Origin of the sequence: uncultured Alistipes sp. (genome assembly GCF_949296715.1) — a bacterium.
Lineage (GTDB): Bacteria > Bacteroidota > Bacteroidia > Bacteroidales > Rikenellaceae > Alistipes.
The window spans coordinates 41724-57985 of the sequence record NZ_CASFQD010000057.1 but is presented as its reverse complement, the minus strand read 5'-3'; the positions used below and the strand labels follow the sequence as shown (position 1 = coordinate 57985).

15 protein-coding genes and 1 pseudogene are annotated in these 16262 nt (G+C 65.2%); 11 read left to right on the top strand and 5 right to left on the bottom strand.

The features are described 5' to 3' along the window. The first annotated feature begins 38 nt into the window (after positions 1 to 38). On the top strand, positions 39 to 2273 hold the full coding sequence (locus Q1Y33_RS08875) for an inorganic phosphate transporter (RefSeq protein ID WP_300799380.1): 2235 nt from the start codon (positions 39 to 41) through the stop codon (positions 2271 to 2273). Positions 2274 to 2436: 163 nt separating this feature from the next. Here Q1Y33_RS08875 and Q1Y33_RS08870 read toward each other — a convergent pair whose 3' ends face one another. Then, entirely contained in the window at positions 2437 to 2829 is a 393-nt protein-coding gene (locus tag Q1Y33_RS08870) for a DUF2721 domain-containing protein (RefSeq protein WP_300799379.1), read from the bottom strand. A gap of 125 nt (positions 2830 to 2954) precedes the next feature. Between Q1Y33_RS08870 and Q1Y33_RS08865 the strand changes: the two are divergent. Continuing rightward, positions 2955 to 3134, top strand: a pseudogene (locus Q1Y33_RS08865) (prolipoprotein diacylglyceryl transferase family protein); the annotation flags it as partial. A gap of 39 nt (positions 3135 to 3173) precedes the next feature. On the opposite strand, the gene Q1Y33_RS08860 reads toward Q1Y33_RS08865, so the two are convergent. Further along, positions 3174 to 4571: an alanine/glycine:cation symporter family protein gene (locus Q1Y33_RS08860; protein ID WP_300799378.1), complete on the bottom strand. Its 1398-nt coding sequence runs from the start codon at positions 4569 to 4571 to the stop codon at positions 3174 to 3176. Between the two features lie 144 nt (positions 4572 to 4715). On the opposite strand from Q1Y33_RS08860, the gene Q1Y33_RS08855 reads away from it, so the two are divergent. From Q1Y33_RS08855 to Q1Y33_RS08825, 7 genes are all read left to right on the top strand, one after another. Further along, positions 4716 to 5792: a choloylglycine hydrolase family protein gene (locus Q1Y33_RS08855; RefSeq protein ID WP_300799377.1), complete on the top strand. Its 1077-nt coding sequence runs from the start codon at positions 4716 to 4718 to the stop codon at positions 5790 to 5792. Positions 5793 to 6104: 312 nt separating this feature from the next. Next, positions 6105 to 7190 (top strand): peptide chain release factor 1, encoded by a 1086-nt coding sequence (prfA, locus tag Q1Y33_RS08850; protein ID WP_300799376.1) that lies wholly within the window; start codon positions 6105 to 6107, stop codon positions 7188 to 7190. A gap of 191 nt (positions 7191 to 7381) precedes the next feature. Continuing rightward, a complete protein-coding gene (locus tag Q1Y33_RS08845; protein WP_300799375.1) occupies positions 7382 to 7921 on the top strand; it encodes a TonB-dependent receptor in 540 nt (179 codons plus the stop codon). A 39-nt stretch (positions 7922 to 7960) separates the two neighbouring features. Beyond that, a complete protein-coding gene (menA, locus tag Q1Y33_RS08840; protein ID WP_300799374.1) occupies positions 7961 to 8872 on the top strand; it encodes a 1,4-dihydroxy-2-naphthoate octaprenyltransferase in 912 nt (303 codons plus the stop codon). A 3-nt stretch (positions 8873 to 8875) separates the two neighbouring features. Further along, on the top strand, positions 8876 to 10135 hold the full coding sequence (gene xseA, locus Q1Y33_RS08835; RefSeq protein WP_300799373.1) for an exodeoxyribonuclease VII large subunit: 1260 nt from the start codon (positions 8876 to 8878) through the stop codon (positions 10133 to 10135). After that, positions 10117 to 10311, top strand: a complete 195-nt coding sequence (xseB, locus tag Q1Y33_RS08830) for an exodeoxyribonuclease VII small subunit (protein ID WP_296112177.1) — start codon at positions 10117 to 10119, stop codon at positions 10309 to 10311. Before xseA ends, xseB begins: the two co-directional genes overlap by 19 nt. Further along, positions 10308 to 11081, top strand: coding sequence for a class I SAM-dependent methyltransferase (locus Q1Y33_RS08825; RefSeq protein ID WP_300799372.1), 774 nt, complete (start codon positions 10308 to 10310; stop codon positions 11079 to 11081). The genes xseB and Q1Y33_RS08825 overlap by 4 nt, the downstream gene beginning before the upstream one ends. Before the next feature lie 49 nt (positions 11082 to 11130). Here the strand turns inward: Q1Y33_RS08825 and Q1Y33_RS08820 are convergent, their stop codons facing one another. Together Q1Y33_RS08820 and Q1Y33_RS08815 are read right to left on the bottom strand one after the other, a co-directional pair. Continuing rightward, positions 11131 to 11682: a class I SAM-dependent methyltransferase gene (locus tag Q1Y33_RS08820; RefSeq protein ID WP_363322809.1), complete on the bottom strand. Its 552-nt coding sequence runs from the start codon at positions 11680 to 11682 to the stop codon at positions 11131 to 11133. Positions 11683 to 11910: 228 nt separating this feature from the next. Next, entirely contained in the window at positions 11911 to 12567 is a 657-nt protein-coding gene (locus Q1Y33_RS08815) for a hemolysin III family protein (protein ID WP_300799370.1), read from the bottom strand. 82 nt (positions 12568 to 12649) lie between these two features. Between Q1Y33_RS08815 and Q1Y33_RS08810 the strand changes: the two genes are divergently transcribed. Further along, entirely contained in the window at positions 12650 to 14848 is a 2199-nt protein-coding gene (locus Q1Y33_RS08810; protein WP_300799369.1) for a RelA/SpoT family protein, read from the top strand. A 112-nt stretch (positions 14849 to 14960) separates the two neighbouring features. Here Q1Y33_RS08810 and Q1Y33_RS08805 read toward each other — a convergent pair whose 3' ends face one another. Then, entirely contained in the window at positions 14961 to 15485 is a 525-nt protein-coding gene (locus Q1Y33_RS08805) for an AraC family ligand binding domain-containing protein (RefSeq protein WP_300799368.1), read from the bottom strand. Between the two features lie 90 nt (positions 15486 to 15575). Here Q1Y33_RS08805 and ribB point away from each other — a divergent pair, with 90 nt between their 5' ends. After that, a complete protein-coding gene (gene ribB / locus Q1Y33_RS08800; RefSeq protein WP_300799367.1) occupies positions 15576 to 16220 on the top strand; it encodes a 3,4-dihydroxy-2-butanone-4-phosphate synthase in 645 nt (214 codons plus the stop codon). Positions 16221 to 16262: the final 42 nt, after the last annotated feature.

Sequence of the window (16262 nt, the reverse complement as noted above, 5' to 3'; positions counted from 1 at the left end):
TTCAGACCTTTGTACCAGAAAACAACCGATACAAACCCATGTCTCCGATTTTCATCTTCATCGTCGTTGTCCTCGGCCTGCTGGCCGTCATGGGCATCGTCGTGGGCGTCGCCAACGACGCCATCAACTTCCTCAATTCGGCCATCGGCTCGAAGGTCGCGCCGCGCAAGGTCATCCTCTGGGTTGCCGCGGCCGGCATCCTCGTCGGCACGTTCACCTCGAGCGGCATGATGGAGGTGGCCCGCAACGGCGTCTTCTACCCCGCGCAGTTCTCCTTCCCGCAGATCATGATGCTCTTTCTGGGCATGATGCTCGGCAACGTCCTGCTGCTCGACCTCTACAACACGCTCGGACTGCCCACCTCGACCACCGTGTCGATGGTCTTCGGCCTGCTGGGCGCCGCCGTCGCCGCCGCGCTCTTCCGCATCGCCGACGACCCGGCCTTCACGCTGCAGGACCTCTCGCAGTTCATCAACACGGGCAAGGCGATGGTCATCATCGCGGCGATCCTCGTCTCGGTGGCGCTGGCCTTCTTCGCCGGACTGCTCTTCATGTACATCTCGCGGCTCATCTTCTCGTTCCGCTACGCCGCGGCCTTCCGCCGCTGGGGCTCCGTCTGGTGCGGCATCTCGCTGGCCGGCATCCTCTACTTCGCCCTCTTCAAAGGGCTGAAGAGCTCGGGACTCATCCCCGCGTCGATCACGGAGTATGTCGGCGAGCACGTCCTGCTGACGCTCTTCTGCTTCTGGGTCGTCGCCTCGCTCGTGCTGTGGATCTTCCAGCGCCTGCATCTGAACATCATGCGCATCACGATCCTCTCGGGCACCTTCGCCCTGGCCCTCGCCTTTGCGGGCAACGACCTGGTGAACTTCATCGGCGTGCCGCTGGCCGGCTACGACGCCTGGCAGATCGCCCGTGAGGCCGGCTCCGAATCGATCATGATGGACGGACTCGCCCAGCCCGCCCGCGCCGACTTCCTGCTGCTCGGGCTCTCGGGCCTGATCATGGTGCTGACGCTCTTCTTCTCGAAGAAGTCGCAGCACGTGGCCGAGACCGAGCTCTCGCTCGCCTCGCAGCACGAGGAGGAGGAGCGCTTCGGCTCGACGATGATCTCGCGCGGCCTCGTGCGGCTGACGCTCATGGCCAACCACCTCTGGTCGGGACTCGTTCCGGCACGCGTGCAGCGGGCCATCGACCGCCGCTTCGAGCCGCTGCCCGTCGAGGAGCGCTCGGCCGCGCAGTACGACATGATCCGCGCCGTGGTGAACCTCTCCGCGGCCTCGATCCTCATCGCCATCGGCACCTCCTACCAGCTGCCCCTGTCGACGACCTACGTCGTCTTCATGGTGGCGATGGGCTCGTCGCTCGCCGACCGTTCGTGGGGGCGTGAAAGCGCCGTATACCGCATCACGGGCGTCATGGCCGTCATCTCGGGCTGGTTCGTCACGGCCCTGGGCGGCTTCGTCATCGCCCTCGGCGTCACGGCCCTGCTGCTCTGGGGCGGCTGGATCGCCGCCGTGGCCCTCACGGCCTTCTGCGCCTGGCTGCTCGTGCGCAGCCACCGCAAGACGCCCGAACTGAAGCAGGAGGCCGCCGCCCGCGAGCCGCTCGAAGGGGCCGAGACCCCCGACGAGGTGCTCTGCGCCTGCATCGGCGAGGTCTGCGCAACGATGCAGGAGGTGACGCGCATCTACAACCGCACGCTCGTGGCGGTCTTCAAGGAGAACCGCAAGGTGCTCCGCGAGATGGTGCAGTCGTCGGACCGCCTCTTCGGGGAGGCCCGCACCCGCAAGTACGGCATCATGCCGACGCTGCGCCGCCTGCAGCGCTGCGACATCGACACGGGGCACTTCTACGTGCAGGTGGTCGACTACCTCTCGGAGGTGACCAAGGCGCTGATCCACATCACGCGGCCGGCCTACGAACACATCGACAACAACCACGAGGGGCTGTCGAAGGAGCAGATCGTCGACCTGATGCGCGTGAACGACCAGGTGGAGGCCATCTTCGTCAAGATCAACGGCATGCTCGCGACCAAGGACTTCTCGGAGCTGGAGGTGGTGCTCGAGATGCGCGACCGGCTCTTCGAGACGATCGTCGAGGCGATCAAGAGCCAGCTGCGCCGCATCCACGACGACCCGGCGACCAGCACGCGGGCCAGCGTCCTCTACCTGACGATCCTCAACGAGACGAAGACGATGGTGCTCCAGGCGCGCAACCTGCTCAAGTCGCAGACCTACTTCCTCGAACACAAGCAGCAGGCTGCCGGATAGACAAAACGTAACGCAAACGAAACGGGGCCGTCATCGCAATGCAATGGCGGCCCCGTATCTTTGCAGCGCGGGTCAGGGAACGCCCCTCCCGCAAGTTGGTTTTAGGTTACATAAACGGGTTAGTGGGAGATGCAGCGACGCGACGTCGCGGCATCTTCGTTTTTCAGCGCTCCATGTCGCGCAGGTGGATGTCGAGAGCCCGGACCGAAATCTGGATTTCGCGGATCGAGACGCCGAGCGAGGCGATCAGCAGCAGCAGCGCCGCACCGAAGACCCAGGCGGAGGTGTGCATGAATCCGACATAGATCAGGAACATCGTCACGACGCACAGGAAGAGGCTCGTGACGCCGAGAATCTGCATCGTGCGCGTGAGGTGCAGGCGGCGGCGCAGGTTGTCGATCTGCGCACGGGTCACCTTCGAGGGGTGCTGGAGGTGCTGCTCCTTGAGCGTGCGCACGAGCTGCGCATAGGAGAGGAAACGGTTGGTGTAGGCGAGCAGGATCAGCGATACGGCCGAAAAGAGCAGGGCCGGGGTCGTCAGGGTCAATTCTTCCATGTTTCGGATTTTTGATTCACGCCGCAAAGATACGCAAAAGCGAAAACTCCGACAAACAGGGCTGTGACAGAAATAATTATTTATATATAACGGCTATAGTCGGGGCAATAATTCCCTGAATTGGCATATTTTTCATGCGCTTTCTTTTGGAATACACCAAAGAAAATCAAAAAGGGTTCGAAGATTCACTATCTTTCAACATGGGGCAATTATTGAGTATCCCTTTTATTTTAATTGGCGCTATATTGGTGATAAAGAATGTTATAAATACTCGCAAAGGGCTAACAAATAGGAATTCCCTTTGATAATACCAAAGTAGAAAAGAGACGTAGAGCCAGGACGGACTACCAGCATTCCGCCTTGTCACGCAGCGCCGGAATCCGGTCTTTGGTGAAGACCGGATTTTTGACACCCTGCCGCCGCTGGGCCCGGTAGTCGGCCAGCAGCCACAGCGCCTGACGCCCCAGCAGGACGATGGCCACGAGGTTGCAGAGCGTCATCAGGGCCATCGTCACGTCGGCAAGGCTCCACGCCAGGTCGAGGGCCGCAAACGACCCGAAGAGCACCATGCCCCCGACCAGCAGCCGGTAGGCCGTCAGCACGCCGCGCCGCCGCGTGATGAAGCGGATGTTGGCCTCGCCGTAGTAGTAGTTGCCGATAATCGACGAGAAGGCGAAGAGGAAGATCGCCACGGCGACGAAGAGCCCGCCCAGGGGCCCTACCTCGCTGACCAGCGCCGCCTGCGTGAGCTGGATGCCGTTGAGCGAGGCGTCGGGCACGCCGCCGAAGAGGATGATGAAGGCCGTGCAGGTGCAGATGAGCAGCGTGTCGGTGAAGACCCCGAGGGCCTGGATCAGCCCCTGCTTTACGGGGTGCGAGACATGCGCCGTGGCGGCGACGTTCGGCGCCGAGCCCATGCCGGCCTCGTTGCTGAACAGTCCCCGCTTGATGCCCTGCATCAGCGCCGCGCCGACCGTGCCGCCGAAGGCCTGTTCCCAGCCGAAGGCATTGGCGACGATGAGTTCGAGCACCTCGGGCAGCCGCCCGAGGTTGAAGAGCACGATGCCCAGCGCCAGCGCGATGTACCCCAGCGCCATGACGGGGACGACAAGGCTGCTGACGCGTGCGATGCGGTGGATGCCGCCGAAGATCACGCCGAGCGTCAGCACCGTGAGCCCGACGCCCATCCAGCGGTGGTCCACACCGAAAGCCCCCTCCCAGGCCGCACAGATCGTATTGCTCTGCACGGAGTTGAAGGCGAAGCCGAAGGTCACGGAGATCAGCACGGCGAAGAGCACGCCCATCCAGCGGCGGCCCAGCCCGCGTTCCATGTAGTAGGCCGGCCCGCCGACGAAGGAGTCGTGGCCGCGCCGCTTGTAGAGCTGGGCGAGCGTCGACTCGATGAAGGCGCTCGAGGCCCCGAGCAGGGCGATGACCCACATCCAGAAGACCGCCCCGGGGCCTCCGACGACGATTGCCGTGGCCACACCGGCCAGATTGCCCGTGCCGACGCGGCTGGCCAGCGACACGGCGAAGGCCTGAAACGAGGAGACGTGCCGCTCGCCGCGGGGGCCGCTGCCGGCCGACTCGCCCAGCACGCGCAGCATCTCGCCCAGCATGCGGAACTGCACGCCGCGCGTGGCAAAGGTGAACCACAGGGCGCAGCCGAGCAGCGCCGCCACCAGCAGATACGACCACAACAGGTCGTTGACCGTTCCGAGCCATTGATAAAGCGTCTCCATCTCCGTAACGTTTGCCTGACAAAGATAACAAAGTCGGTGCAAAAAACGCATGCCGCAGCCATACAGTCACTCCGGCTGTTGCTTTTTCCGAATATTTGCACGAAATTTGGGTACGGCAAATATCGGACAAAACAGCAAACAATCATGAAAAAACATCTTCTCACATGGATGTCGACCGTGCTTTGCGGCGGCATCGTGCCGGCTCTCGCCTGCACAGGCATCGCCCTGACGGCCAAAGACGGCAGCTACGTGCAGTCGCGCACCATCGAATGGGCCAACAGCGCCCTCGAAAGCGAATACGTCATCATCCCGCGCGGGCAGCAGCTGCGCGCCCTCGTTCCGGGCGGTCAGGCCGACGGTTTGTCCTTCACGGCCCGCTACGGCGTCGTGGGGCTCGCCGTCGTGCAGAAGGAGTTCATCGCCGAGGGAATCAACGAGGCGGGGCTCTCGGCCGGGCTCTTCTTCTTCCCGCAGTACGGTGGCTACGAAGCCTACGACGCCGCACGGAACAGCCGCACGGTCGTCGACCTGCAGCTGGCCGCCTGGATGCTCTCGCAGTTCGCCACGATCGACGAGGCGAAGGCCGGGCTGGCCAAGGTGCGCGTTGTCGGGCTCTATCCCGGTTCGGTCGTGCACTGGCGCATCGGCGAGCCTTCGGGCCGGCAGGTCGTGCTGGAGATTGTCGACGGCGTGCCCCACTTCTACGAGAACGAGGTGGGCGTGCTGACCAACGCTCCCGGCTTTCCGTGGCAGCTCACGAACCTGAACAACTACATCAACCTCCACTCGGGCAGCGCCCCGAACCGGCAGCTGGGCGATCTGACGCTGCGCCCCACGGGTGCCAACTCGGGATTCCTCGGTCTGCCGGGCGACGCGACGCCGCCGTCGCGCTTCGTGCGGGCGGCCTTCTACCGCGCCACGGCCCCGCAGCGCGCCACGGCCTTCGAGACGGTGCAGGAGTGTTTCCACCTGCTCAACAACTTCGACATTCCCATCGGCATCGACCACACCGAGGGTCAGAGCCCCGACATCCCGAGCGCCACGCAGTGGACCTCGGCCATCGACCTGACCCATCGCCGCGTCTACTACAAGACGGCCTACAACAACACGATCCGCTGCATCGACCTCTCGACGATCGACTTCGGGAGTGTCGGCTACCAGTCGCACCCGCTCGACCACGTGCAGCAGCAGCCCGTCGAGATGATCTCCGTCGGGAAGTAACACGCCTCCCGGCCCCCTCTGCGCCCCGCTTCCGGAGCGGATGTCCGGAAGCGGGGCGCTGCTTCGAACGGCGCAGACAGATCGGGCGACAGTCCATGCGGCCGGCAGCACGGCACGACAGCACGGCACGACAGCACAGCAGCACGGCGGGAACCGCAACTGGCGGCAGGGCGAAAACCGCAGCAGGCGGCACGGCAGGGCGGGTCGGACAGGGCGGAAACGATATTTTTTCGCTCCGGCACGGGTCGGCTGTCGGCATATTCGCTCTTTTTCGTATCTTTGCACGGAAAACAACGCACACGATATATTTTTATGGCAGACAACACCATTCTCAACCGCCTGGACGGGCTGAAACTCAAATACGAGGAGACAGGGCAGAAGCTCACCGACCCCGAAGTGATCGCCGACGTCAAGCAGTTCGTCGCCCTGACCAAGGAGTACAAGGAGCTGGAGCCGATCATCGAGACCTCGGAGCGCTACCGCACGGCGCTGGCCAACCTTGCCGAAGCGAAGGACACGCTGGCCAACGACAAGGACGAGGAGATGCGCGAGATGGCCCGCGAGATGATCTCGGAGCTCGAGCCCGAGCTCGCACGCATGGAGGAGGAGATCAAGCTGCTGCTCATCCCGAAGGACCCGCAGGATTCGAAGAACGCCATCGTCGAAATCCGCGGCGGCACGGGCGGCGACGAGGCCGCGATCTTCGCCGGCGACCTGCTGCGCATGTACACCAAGTACATCGAGTCGAAGGGGTGGCGCTACGAGATCACCTCGGCTTCGGAGGGCGCCGCGGGCGGTTACAAGGAGGTCGTGATGAAGGTCACGGGACAGAACGTCTACGGCACGCTCAAGTACGAGTCGGGCGTGCACCGCGTGCAGCGCGTCCCGCAGACCGAGACGCAGGGCCGCGTGCACACGTCGGCCGCCTCGGTGGCCGTGCTGCCCGAAGCCGAGGAGTTCGACGTCGAAATCTCGATGAACGACATCCGCAAGGACATCTTCTGCGCCTCGGGCCCCGGCGGGCAGTCGGTCAACACGACCTACTCGGCCATCCGCCTGACCCACATCCCCACGGGCATCGTCGTGCAGTGCCAGGACCAGAAGTCGCAGCTCAAGAACTTCGACAAGGCCTTCGAGGAGCTGCGCACGCGCGTCTTCAACCTCGAATACTCGAAGTACCTCGACGAGATTGCCTCGAAGCGCAAGACGATGGTCTCGACGGGCGACCGCTCGGCCAAGATCCGCACCTACAACTACCCGCAGGGGCGCATCACCGACCACCGCATCAACTACACAATCTACAACCTCGCGGCCTTCATGGACGGCGACATCCAGGACTGCATCGACCACCTGATTGTGGCCGAGAATGCCGAGCGCCTGAAGGAGAGCGAGCTCTGATCCGCCACCGGGCAGGAGGGGCTGCCAGGGGGGGGGTAAGAAGGAGGCTTCCGACGAAGGCGGGAGCATCCGACGAATAGGGGCGCCCGACAAAAACGGCGCCCGGCTCTCCGGCGACGCTCCGCAACCCCCGCGGCAGGCAATAAAATGCCCCGAGAGCCCGTTTGATACAGAAAACAGGGAACCGAGACATGATACGACCGCTTCTCGCATGCGTCTGCTGCGCGGCGACACTCTCCGTCGCCGCGCAACGCCCGTTGTACATCGTCAACGGAACCCCGACCGACGACATCGCCTCGATCCCGCCCGACGACATCGAGCTGGTCGAGGAGCTTCCGGCCGACGAGGAGTCGATTGCCCGCTTCGGGCCCGAAGCCTCGAACGGCGTGATTCTCGTGACGCTGCGCTACGACGAACCGGCCCGCTTCGGGGCCGACAGCATCTCGTTCGGCAGCTACATCGCCCGGCAGGTCCGCTGGGACGAACGCGAACCCGCGGCACGTGTCGTGCTGCGCTACCGCATCACGGCCGAGGGGGAGACCATCGTCGAGGACGAACTCGAATCTACGGACAACCGTCTGAAACGCCGCGTCCTGAAGGCCGTGGAGGAGGCGCCGCGCTGGCGCCCCGCCATCAAGAACGGCCGCGCGGTGGACAGCGAAGGAGTATTGCGTATACAACTACCCGAGGGCAAACGCCTGCCCCGACAGATCGAACTGGTAATCCGCTGACGCCGACACGCCCCGGCCCGGCCCAAAACTAATCCGACCATGAAAACAAACTCCCTCTCCGCCTGGGTACTGGCCGTCCGGCCCTACAGTCTGGGCAATTCGGTAATTCTCGTCCTCGTGGCCGCGGCGCTGGCCTGGACCAACGGGGTTTTCCACCCGCTGCCGACCCTGCTGTGCCTGCTCTTCGCCGTGCTGATGCAATGCACGGCCAACCTCGTAAACGACCTCTGGGACTTCCTCAAGGGGGCCGACCAGCCCGACAGGCTGGGCCCCGACCGCGCCTTCGCCAAGGGATACATCACCCCGCGGGCCATGAAGGGCGGCATCATCGCCTTCACCCTCGCGGCCTGCGCCACGGGCTGCGCCATCCTCTTCTGGGCGCTGCGCCACGGCACGCTCCGCTACGGCGGCTGGGAGCTGGTGGCCGTGGGGCTGCTCTGCGTCGTCTTCGCCTACTTCTACACCGCGGGGCCGTGGCCGCTGGCCTACCACGGACTGGGGGACGTCGCCGTGATCCTCTTCTTCGGCGTGATCCCCGTGAGCGTCACCAGCTACCTGCTGACCGGCAGCTGGACCACCGAGGCCCTCATCGCCTCGCTGGCCTGCGGCCTGGTCATCGACACGATGCTCATGGTCAACAACTTCCGCGACCGCGAGGAGGATGCCCGCTGCGGCAAGCGCACCGTCGTCGTAACCCTCGGCGCCGCATTCGGGCGCTGGGGCTACCTGCTGCTCGGCGTCGCGGCCGCCGTGCTGTGCCTCACGCTCGCCTTTACGGGCCGCTACGTCGCCGCGCTGCTGCCCCTGCCCTACCTTGTGCTGCACGTCGCCACGTGGCGCAAGATGGTGCGCATCGACCACGGCGACGAACTGAACGTATGCCTCGGCGAGACGGCCCGCAACATCATGCTCTTCGGGGCGCTGCTGACCGTCGGCACCCTGATCGGATAACACATGGCGGAACCCCGGCACATCACCCTGCGCGAGCTCCAGCAGCTCGTCAAGCGGACGCTCGACGAGCGGTTCGCCCTGCCGCTGTGGGTCAGTGCCGAGATTTCGGAGATCAAGGTCAACTACTCGGGCCACTGCTACCTCGACCTGGTGGAGAAGGGCGGCGACAACGGCGTCCCGACGGCCCAGGCCCGCGCCGTGATCTGGCGCTCGCACTACGGGCGCATCGCGGCACGCTTCGAGGCCGAGACCGGACAGCGGCTCGCCGCCGGGCTGCAAATCCTGGCCAAGGTGCTGGTCAACTACCACGAATTATACGGCTTCTCGCTGCAGATCACCGACATCGACCCCTCCTACACGCTGGGCGACATGGAGCGGCAGCGGCAGCAGACGATCCTCCGCCTGCAGCAGGAGGGGGTCTGGGAGATGAACCGCCAGCTGCCCGCCCCCGACGCGATCCAGCGCATCGCCGTTGTGTCGAGCGCCCAGGCCGCGGGCTACCGCGACTTCTGCAAGGAGCTCGAACGCTCCCCGTGGCGCTTCCGCACGACGCTCTTCGACGCCTTCATGCAGGGTGCGGCGGCCGAGGAGTCGATCATCGGGGCGCTGTGCGCCGTAGCCGAACGGGCGGAGGAGTTCGACGCCGTGGTGCTGATCCGCGGCGGCGGTGCGGCGAGCGACCTCAACTGTTTCAACGCCTACCGCTTCTGCAACCACGTCGCACAGTTCCCGCTGCCGGTCATCACGGGCATCGGCCATGACAAGGACGTCAGCGTCGCGGACATGGTGGCCTTCCGCGCGCTGAAGACCCCGACGGCCGTCGCGGGGTGGCTCGCCGAGGAGTTGGAACGCCGCTGGGGCGACTTCCAGCTGGCGGCCCTCAAGCTGCGCGACGCGGTACGCAACCGCACGCATGCGACCGAACTGCACATGGAGCGCCTCACGGCCGAACTGAAACGGCTCTGCGGCGCACGTCTGGCGCAGGAGCGGCTGCACGCGGAACAGCTCCCCGGACGGCTGCGCGACGCGGTGCGCGAACGGCTGGCGCACGAAGGGATGTACCTCGCCTCGGCCGGGGAGGTCGTGGCGGCCCATGCCCCCGAGCGGCTGCTCAAGCTGGGCTTCGCCCTGCTGCACAGCGGCGGCCGGGGCGTCGTCTCCGCGGGCGGCGTGCGGCCGGGCGACGAGCTCGGGATCGAACTGGCGGACGGCACAATCACGGCAACGGTAACCGATACGAAGATATGGCAAAAAAGACAATGACATACGCCGAGGCGATGGCGCAGATCGAATCGATCCTCGACCGCCTGCAGCGCGAGGAGATCACGGTGGACAACCTCGCCGCCGAGGTCAAGCGCGCCACGGAGCTCATCGCCGAGTGCAAGGCGCGCCTGCACAAGGCCGAGGAAGAGGTGGGCAAAATCCTGCAGGAGCCATGAAACGGCTGATCCGCTGGGCCCTGAACCACATCCCGCGGCCGGTGCTGCAGCGCCTGGCCGGATGGGCCGTGCCGCTCCTGGGGCTGTTCTACCGCGGCCGCGGCGTCGAGTGCCCCCTCTGCGGGTCGCACTACCGGCGCTTCCTGCCCTACGGCTACGTGCGTTCGCGCGCCAACGCGCTCTGCCCGCACTGCCTCTCGCTGGAGCGCCACCGCCTGCTGTGGCTCTACCTTACGCGCGAGACGGACCTGCTGCAGAGCCATCCCCGCACGCTCCACATCGCCCCCGAGGTCTGCATCCTGCGCCACCTGAAGCCCCACTTCGCCGCCTATCCGGGCCGGTATGTCACGGCCGACCTCGAGAGCCCGCTCGCGGACCTGCACTTCGACGTGCAGCAGATTCCCCTGGCGGACAATTCCGTGGATGTGATCCTCTGCAACCACCTGCTCGAACACGTGGCCGACGACCGACGGGCGCTGCGCGAGCTGCACCGCATCCTCAAGCCGGGCGGCTGGGGCATCGTGCTCTCGCCCGTGGAACCCGACTACGAACGCACCTTCGAGGACGACACAATCACCGACCCCGACGAGCGCACGCGCATCTTCGGGCAGTACGACCACCGGCGCATCTACGGCGCCGACTACGCCGACCGGCTGCGCGGGGCGGGCTTCGACGCCGCCGACATCGACTACGCCGCGTCCCTTACGGAGGAGGAGCGGCGCCGCTACGCCCTGCCCGCCGACCATATCTACGTGGTCTACAAGCACTGACCCCGGGCTGAAAAGGGCCGGAAGGGGGGGGGCCGATGATAGGGAACTGTCAGCGCGGTTTTCGCGCCGAGAGGCAGAGACAGCCGCGCGGATGGCGGTGCACAGCGACCTCGCCGAAGCCCGCCCCGGCAAGGTACCGCGCAAGGTCATCGGCCGAATAGACCGTCATGCCTTCGATCCGCCGGGGCCACCGCACCCACCTCGCCTCGCCGGGGTCCCCGGCTTCGCAGACGATCAGGAAATACCCGCCCGGGCGCAGCACGCGCCCGACTTCGGAAAAGGCCCGCGGCAGGTCGCCCCAGAAATAGACCGTCTCGAAGGCCGTCACCGCATCGAACATCTCCGAAGCACAGGGAAGCCGGTCGGCCGATCCCTGCTCGACGAAACAGCGTGTTCCCAGTTCACGCCGGTTCCGGCGCCGGGCAAAGGCCACGCTCTCGGGCGAAGGGTCGACGCCGCAGGCCGTTCCTTCGGGACAACGCTCGAGAATCCGCTTCAGGACGGCACCCCCGCCGCATCCGATGTCAAGAACCGCCCACGAGGCCTGCAACGGCAGAAACGAAAGGCCCCAACGGTGAAGCGGGGCATGTTCATGATTCATTCCACGCAGCATGAAACGCCCCCAGAAGCCCTCCGGGAAGCGGGTGTGCTGCAAAAGCCGGTTGAAAAAAGAGTTTCGCGCCATAATCGATCATCGGGTTTTCGGACGGAAGATGCGCCCTCCGTCAGGACAAAGGTCGTACATCCCCGCCCGCGCCGCAATACCCAGAAATGAGGAATCCGATCCCGGCAGCGCCCGCCCTGACGGCATCGCGCCGCGCAGGGAGCGTCAGTAGAGGAAGAAGACGATGCCGGTGAAATGGCAGGCGACGGCCAGGTTGATGAGCAGGTGCCACACCATGTGGTGGTAGCGGAACCCCTTGCGGGCGTAGAACCACGCCCCCAGCGTGTAGAGCACGCCGCCCGCGGCGATGAGCCACAGCAGCGGCACCGAAGCGTGGCGGATGAAGAGCGGCAGGAAGAAGACGATCGTCCAGCCCATCACGAGGTAGATCGTCAGGCTCACGGCCGGGATCGAACGCCGGGACAGCGACTTGTAGAAGATGCCGAACAACACCATGACCCATTGCAGCACGGTGATCAGAAGCCCCTGCCAGCCTCCGATGACCGAGAGGGCGATGGGCGTGTAGCTCCCGGCGATGGCCACGTAGATGAAGATGTGGTCGAGGATGTGGAAGACCTCCTTGTGGCGCGAGGAGGGGTTCATCGAGTGGTAGAGCGTCGAGGCCAGGAACATCAGGAAGATCGAGATGACGAAAACACTCACCGAGACGGCGGCCAGCAGGCCGTCGCTGTCGTGCGTATAGGCCCACACGGCCGCAAAGGGCAGGGCGAGCAGCGACAGGAGCGACATCACGCCGTGCGACACCGCGTTGGCGACCTCCTCGCCGAGGGTCGGTACGTAAGGTTGCTTTTTCTTTTCCATCTTGCTGCGGGAAAGGTTCGACGCGCCAAATTTATGAAATTTTTTCATATCTTTGCCGACAAGGTTAATTAGGTTCGATAAAATGGACGTTTCACGGTATGAAAAACTCCGCACGACGGTGCGCGGGAACTTCTCGGAGCAGACACAGCGGCTCGTGGACGAGGCGCTGACGTATGCCGCCGAAAAGCTCGACGGCCTCCGGCGCTACGACGGCACGCCGCTGCTCGACCACGGGGTGGCCGTCGCCTCGATCGTGATCTCCGAAGTGGGTCTCGGCCGCAACTCCACGCTCTCGTCGATCCTGCACGACGTCGTGCGCATCGCCCACAAGCACTCCACGCCCGAGGAGTTCCTCGCGCTGACGGCCGACATCCGCGACCGCTTCGGCGAGCAAGTCGTGGGCATCACCATGGGGCTGGCGAACATCTCCGAACTGCGGCTCAAGGTGGCCAAGGAGCAGGCCGACAACTTCCGCGACCTGATCGTCAGTTACTCCGAGGACCCGCGCGTGATCCTCATCAAGCTGGCCGACCGCCTCGAGGTGATGCGCTCGCTCGGGATGTTCCCGCGCGAAAAATGGCGCAAGAAGAGCTGGGAGGCGATGAACCTCTACGCGCAGATCGCCCACAAGCTGGGCCTCTACGCGATCAAGAGCGAACTGGAAGACATCGCGCTCAAGTACCTCGAGCCGAAGGACTACGAGCACATCGTCACGAAGCTCGAGGAGAGCGCCGAGGAGCGGCGGGCCTTCATCGCGCGCTTCCTGGTGCCGATCACGCAGCGTCTCGACGAACAGGGATTCAAGTACCACGTCAAGAGCCGCACGAAGTCGATCTTCTCGATCTGGAACAAGATGCACAAGCAGCACGTGCCGTTCGAGGGGGTCTACGACATCTTCGCCATCCGCATCATCATCGACTGCCCGCCCAAGGAGGAGAAGGCCCAGTGCTGGACCGTCTTCTCGATCGTCACGGACTTCTACACGCCCAATCCGAACCGCATGCGCGACTGGATCTCGATCCCCAAGTCGAACGGCTACGAGTCGCTGCACACGACCGTCTCGGCCGAGGGACGCTGGGTCGAGGTGCAGATCCGCACCGAGCGCATGGACGCCGTGGCCGAGCGCGGCATCGCGGCGCACTGGCGCTACAAGGGGGTGAACCAGGGGGCCCAGACCAGCGAGATGTGGCTGGGGCGCCTGCGCGAACTGATGGAGGACACGACCCACTCGCTGGCACAGCGCTTCGACGCCAAGCCGGCATCGGGCGAGATTTTCGTCTTCACGCCCAACGGCGACCTGCGCAAGCTGCCCGAGGGGGCGACGCTGCTCGACTTCGCCTTCGACATCCACACGTCGCTCGGCGCGACGTGCGTGGGCGGCAAGGTCAACAACCGCGCCGCATCGATCCGCGAGGTCCTGCACAACGGCGACATCGTCGAGATTCTCACGCAGAAGAACCAGACGCCGAAATCCGACTGGCTGACGTTCGTCGTCACCTCGAAGGCACGCAACAAGATCAAGTCCTACATCCGCGAGGAGCAGGCCAAGCATACGCGCATGGGGCGCGAGGAGCTCGAGCGCAAGCTCAAGAACTGGAAGCTGGGCATCACGATCGACGAAGCGGTCGCCTACCTGGCCAAACACTTCAAACTGCGCCTCGGCACGGAGGTCTACGCGCTGATCGCCACGCAGAAGCTCGACTTCGGGACGATCAAGGAGCTGCTCACGCGCCACCTGTCGGGTGCGGCCGAGGAGGAGCGCCGGGCCGCGGCGGCGGAGGCCGAGCGGCAGAAGGCCGCGTCGCACACGCCGAAGGAGACGCCCGCGTCGCAGGATGCGCTGATCATAGACGACATCTCGAAGATACAGTACAAGCTGGCCCGCTGCTGCAACCCGATCAAGGGCGACGAGGTCTTCGGCTTCGTGACGATCAACGCGGGGATCACGATCCACCGCTGCGACTGCCCCAACGCCCGGCGCATGCGCGAGAACTACCCCTACCGGGTCATCGAGGCGCGCTGGCGCCAGTCGGCCGAGGGGGCCTTCCGCGTCACGCTGCGCATCGTCGCGGCCGACGTCACGGGCATGGTCAACCACATCACCGAGATCATCAGCCGCGACCTGAAGCTCAACATCCGCGCGATGAACTTCGCCACGGCGGCCAACGGCTGCATCGACGGCACGATCGCCGTCGAGGTGCCGGGCGTCAGCATCGTGGACACGCTCATCCACCAGATCATGCGCATCAAAGGGGTGCAGCGCGCCTACCGCATCAACTGATCCCCCCGATCCGCCCGTGCCCGGCGAAGGGCGCAACGACAAACCGGAGCCGCACCTCTTTTTATAGAGTGCAGTTCCGGTTTCATTTTGTCCGGGGCAAGGGATAGGGCCGTCAGTGCTTCTGTTCAGCCGGGGAGGGCAGGACCGTCCGGCGCAGGGCCGCCCGGTAGCCTTGCGGCGAGAGCCCCGCAATCCGCTCCACGCCCCGCATCGCACCCAGCGCCTGCATGCGGCGTGCAGCTTCCGCCGCACCTCCTTCCGCGGGGGCCTCCGCGGCAAAGCGCACGCCGCACCGGCTCTCCGCAAGCAGGGCGACGACCCCGCGGAACTCCGGCATCTGTTCCGCGGCACGGGGCAGGACGGTCTCGGGGAAACGGACGATTCCGCACGCTCCGTCCGCCGTATCGCCGAGATGCAGGTGCGGCGTATGGCAGCCGATCAGGGTCAGCGTCCCCGGCGCGAAACGTTCGACAGCCCCGGCCACGAACTCCCGGCCGCAGCCGCGGGTGATGTGGATCAATTCGTATTCGTCGTGGCAGTGCCACGGCAGCGTGAGCGGAACGGTCTCGCTGTCGAACGAAGTATCGAAACCGCAGATGACGGTTTCGTGCAGCAGAATCGGGGTGGGCGGGCGCATGGTGCAAAAACAGCAGTATCTTCCGCAAAGATAACGCATGTTTCGGGATTCGGCACCGCTAATTTTGCAGAAAACAAATTCTGCAAGACCATGACAACGGAAAGGAGAAATTCGGAGGACCCGTCGCTGCGGCGGGTCGAAACGGCCGCCACGGCCCTGCGGCAGGGCAGCGGCATCCTGCTTACGGACGACGAGGGGCGCGAAAATGAGGGCGACCTGATCTTCGCCGCCGAAAAGATGACCCGGCAGCAGATGGCGCTGATGATCCGCGCATGCAGCGGCATCGTCTGCCTCTGCCTGACGGCGGAGAAGGCGGCGTCGCTGCAGCTGCCGCCGATGGCGGCCCGCAATACCAGCCGCTACGGCACGAACTTCACGGTCTCGGTCGAGGCGGCCGCCGGGGTGACGACCGGCGTGTCGGCCGCCGACCGGCTCCGGACCGTCCGGACAGCCATTGCGGAGACGGCACGTCCGGAGCATCTCGCCCGCCCCGGCCACCTCTTTCCGCTCGTTGCACATCCCGACGGGGTCTTCGGGCGGCAGGGGCACACCGAGGGGAGCGTCGACCTGGTCCGGATCGCCGGGCTGCGCCCCTGCGCCGTGCTGTGCGAGCTGATGAACGACGACGGCACGATGGCCCGCCGTCCGCAGATCGAGGCATTCGCCGCGGCGCACGGCTATCCGGTGGTCTCGGTGGCCGACATCATCCGCTACCGCCGACAATACGGCATCTGACCGGCCCCGGCGCCGGGCCTGCCCCTCCCGCGCGCAGGTTCC

Bases quoted from the DNA above. Each gene is read 5' to 3' on its own strand.
- Q1Y33_RS08875 (WP_300799380.1), top strand. From the start codon at position 39: ATGTCTCCGATTTTCATCTTCATCGTCGTTGTCCTCGGCCTGCTGGCC.
- Q1Y33_RS08870 (WP_300799379.1), bottom strand. From the start codon at position 2,829: ATGGAAGAATTGACCCTGACGACCCCGGCCCTGCTCTTTTCGGCCGTA.
- Q1Y33_RS08860 (WP_300799378.1), bottom strand. From the start codon at position 4,571: ATGGAGACGCTTTATCAATGGCTCGGAACGGTCAACGACCTGTTGTGG.
- Q1Y33_RS08855 (WP_300799377.1), top strand. From the start codon at position 4,716: ATGAAAAAACATCTTCTCACATGGATGTCGACCGTGCTTTGCGGCGGC.
- prfA (WP_300799376.1), top strand. From the start codon at position 6,105: ATGGCAGACAACACCATTCTCAACCGCCTGGACGGGCTGAAACTCAAA.
- Q1Y33_RS08845 (WP_300799375.1), top strand. From the start codon at position 7,382: ATGATACGACCGCTTCTCGCATGCGTCTGCTGCGCGGCGACACTCTCC.
- menA (WP_300799374.1), top strand. From the start codon at position 7,961: ATGAAAACAAACTCCCTCTCCGCCTGGGTACTGGCCGTCCGGCCCTAC.
- xseA (WP_300799373.1), top strand. From the start codon at position 8,876: ATGGCGGAACCCCGGCACATCACCCTGCGCGAGCTCCAGCAGCTCGTC.
- xseB (WP_296112177.1), top strand. From the start codon at position 10,117: ATGGCAAAAAAGACAATGACATACGCCGAGGCGATGGCGCAGATCGAA.
- Q1Y33_RS08825 (WP_300799372.1), top strand. From the start codon at position 10,308: ATGAAACGGCTGATCCGCTGGGCCCTGAACCACATCCCGCGGCCGGTG.
- Q1Y33_RS08820 (WP_363322809.1), bottom strand. From the start codon at position 11,682: ATGAATCATGAACATGCCCCGCTTCACCGTTGGGGCCTTTCGTTTCTG.
- Q1Y33_RS08815 (WP_300799370.1), bottom strand. From the start codon at position 12,567: ATGGAAAAGAAAAAGCAACCTTACGTACCGACCCTCGGCGAGGAGGTC.
- Q1Y33_RS08810 (WP_300799369.1), top strand. From the start codon at position 12,650: ATGGACGTTTCACGGTATGAAAAACTCCGCACGACGGTGCGCGGGAAC.
- Q1Y33_RS08805 (WP_300799368.1), bottom strand. From the start codon at position 15,485: ATGCGCCCGCCCACCCCGATTCTGCTGCACGAAACCGTCATCTGCGGT.
- ribB (WP_300799367.1), top strand. From the start codon at position 15,576: ATGACAACGGAAAGGAGAAATTCGGAGGACCCGTCGCTGCGGCGGGTC.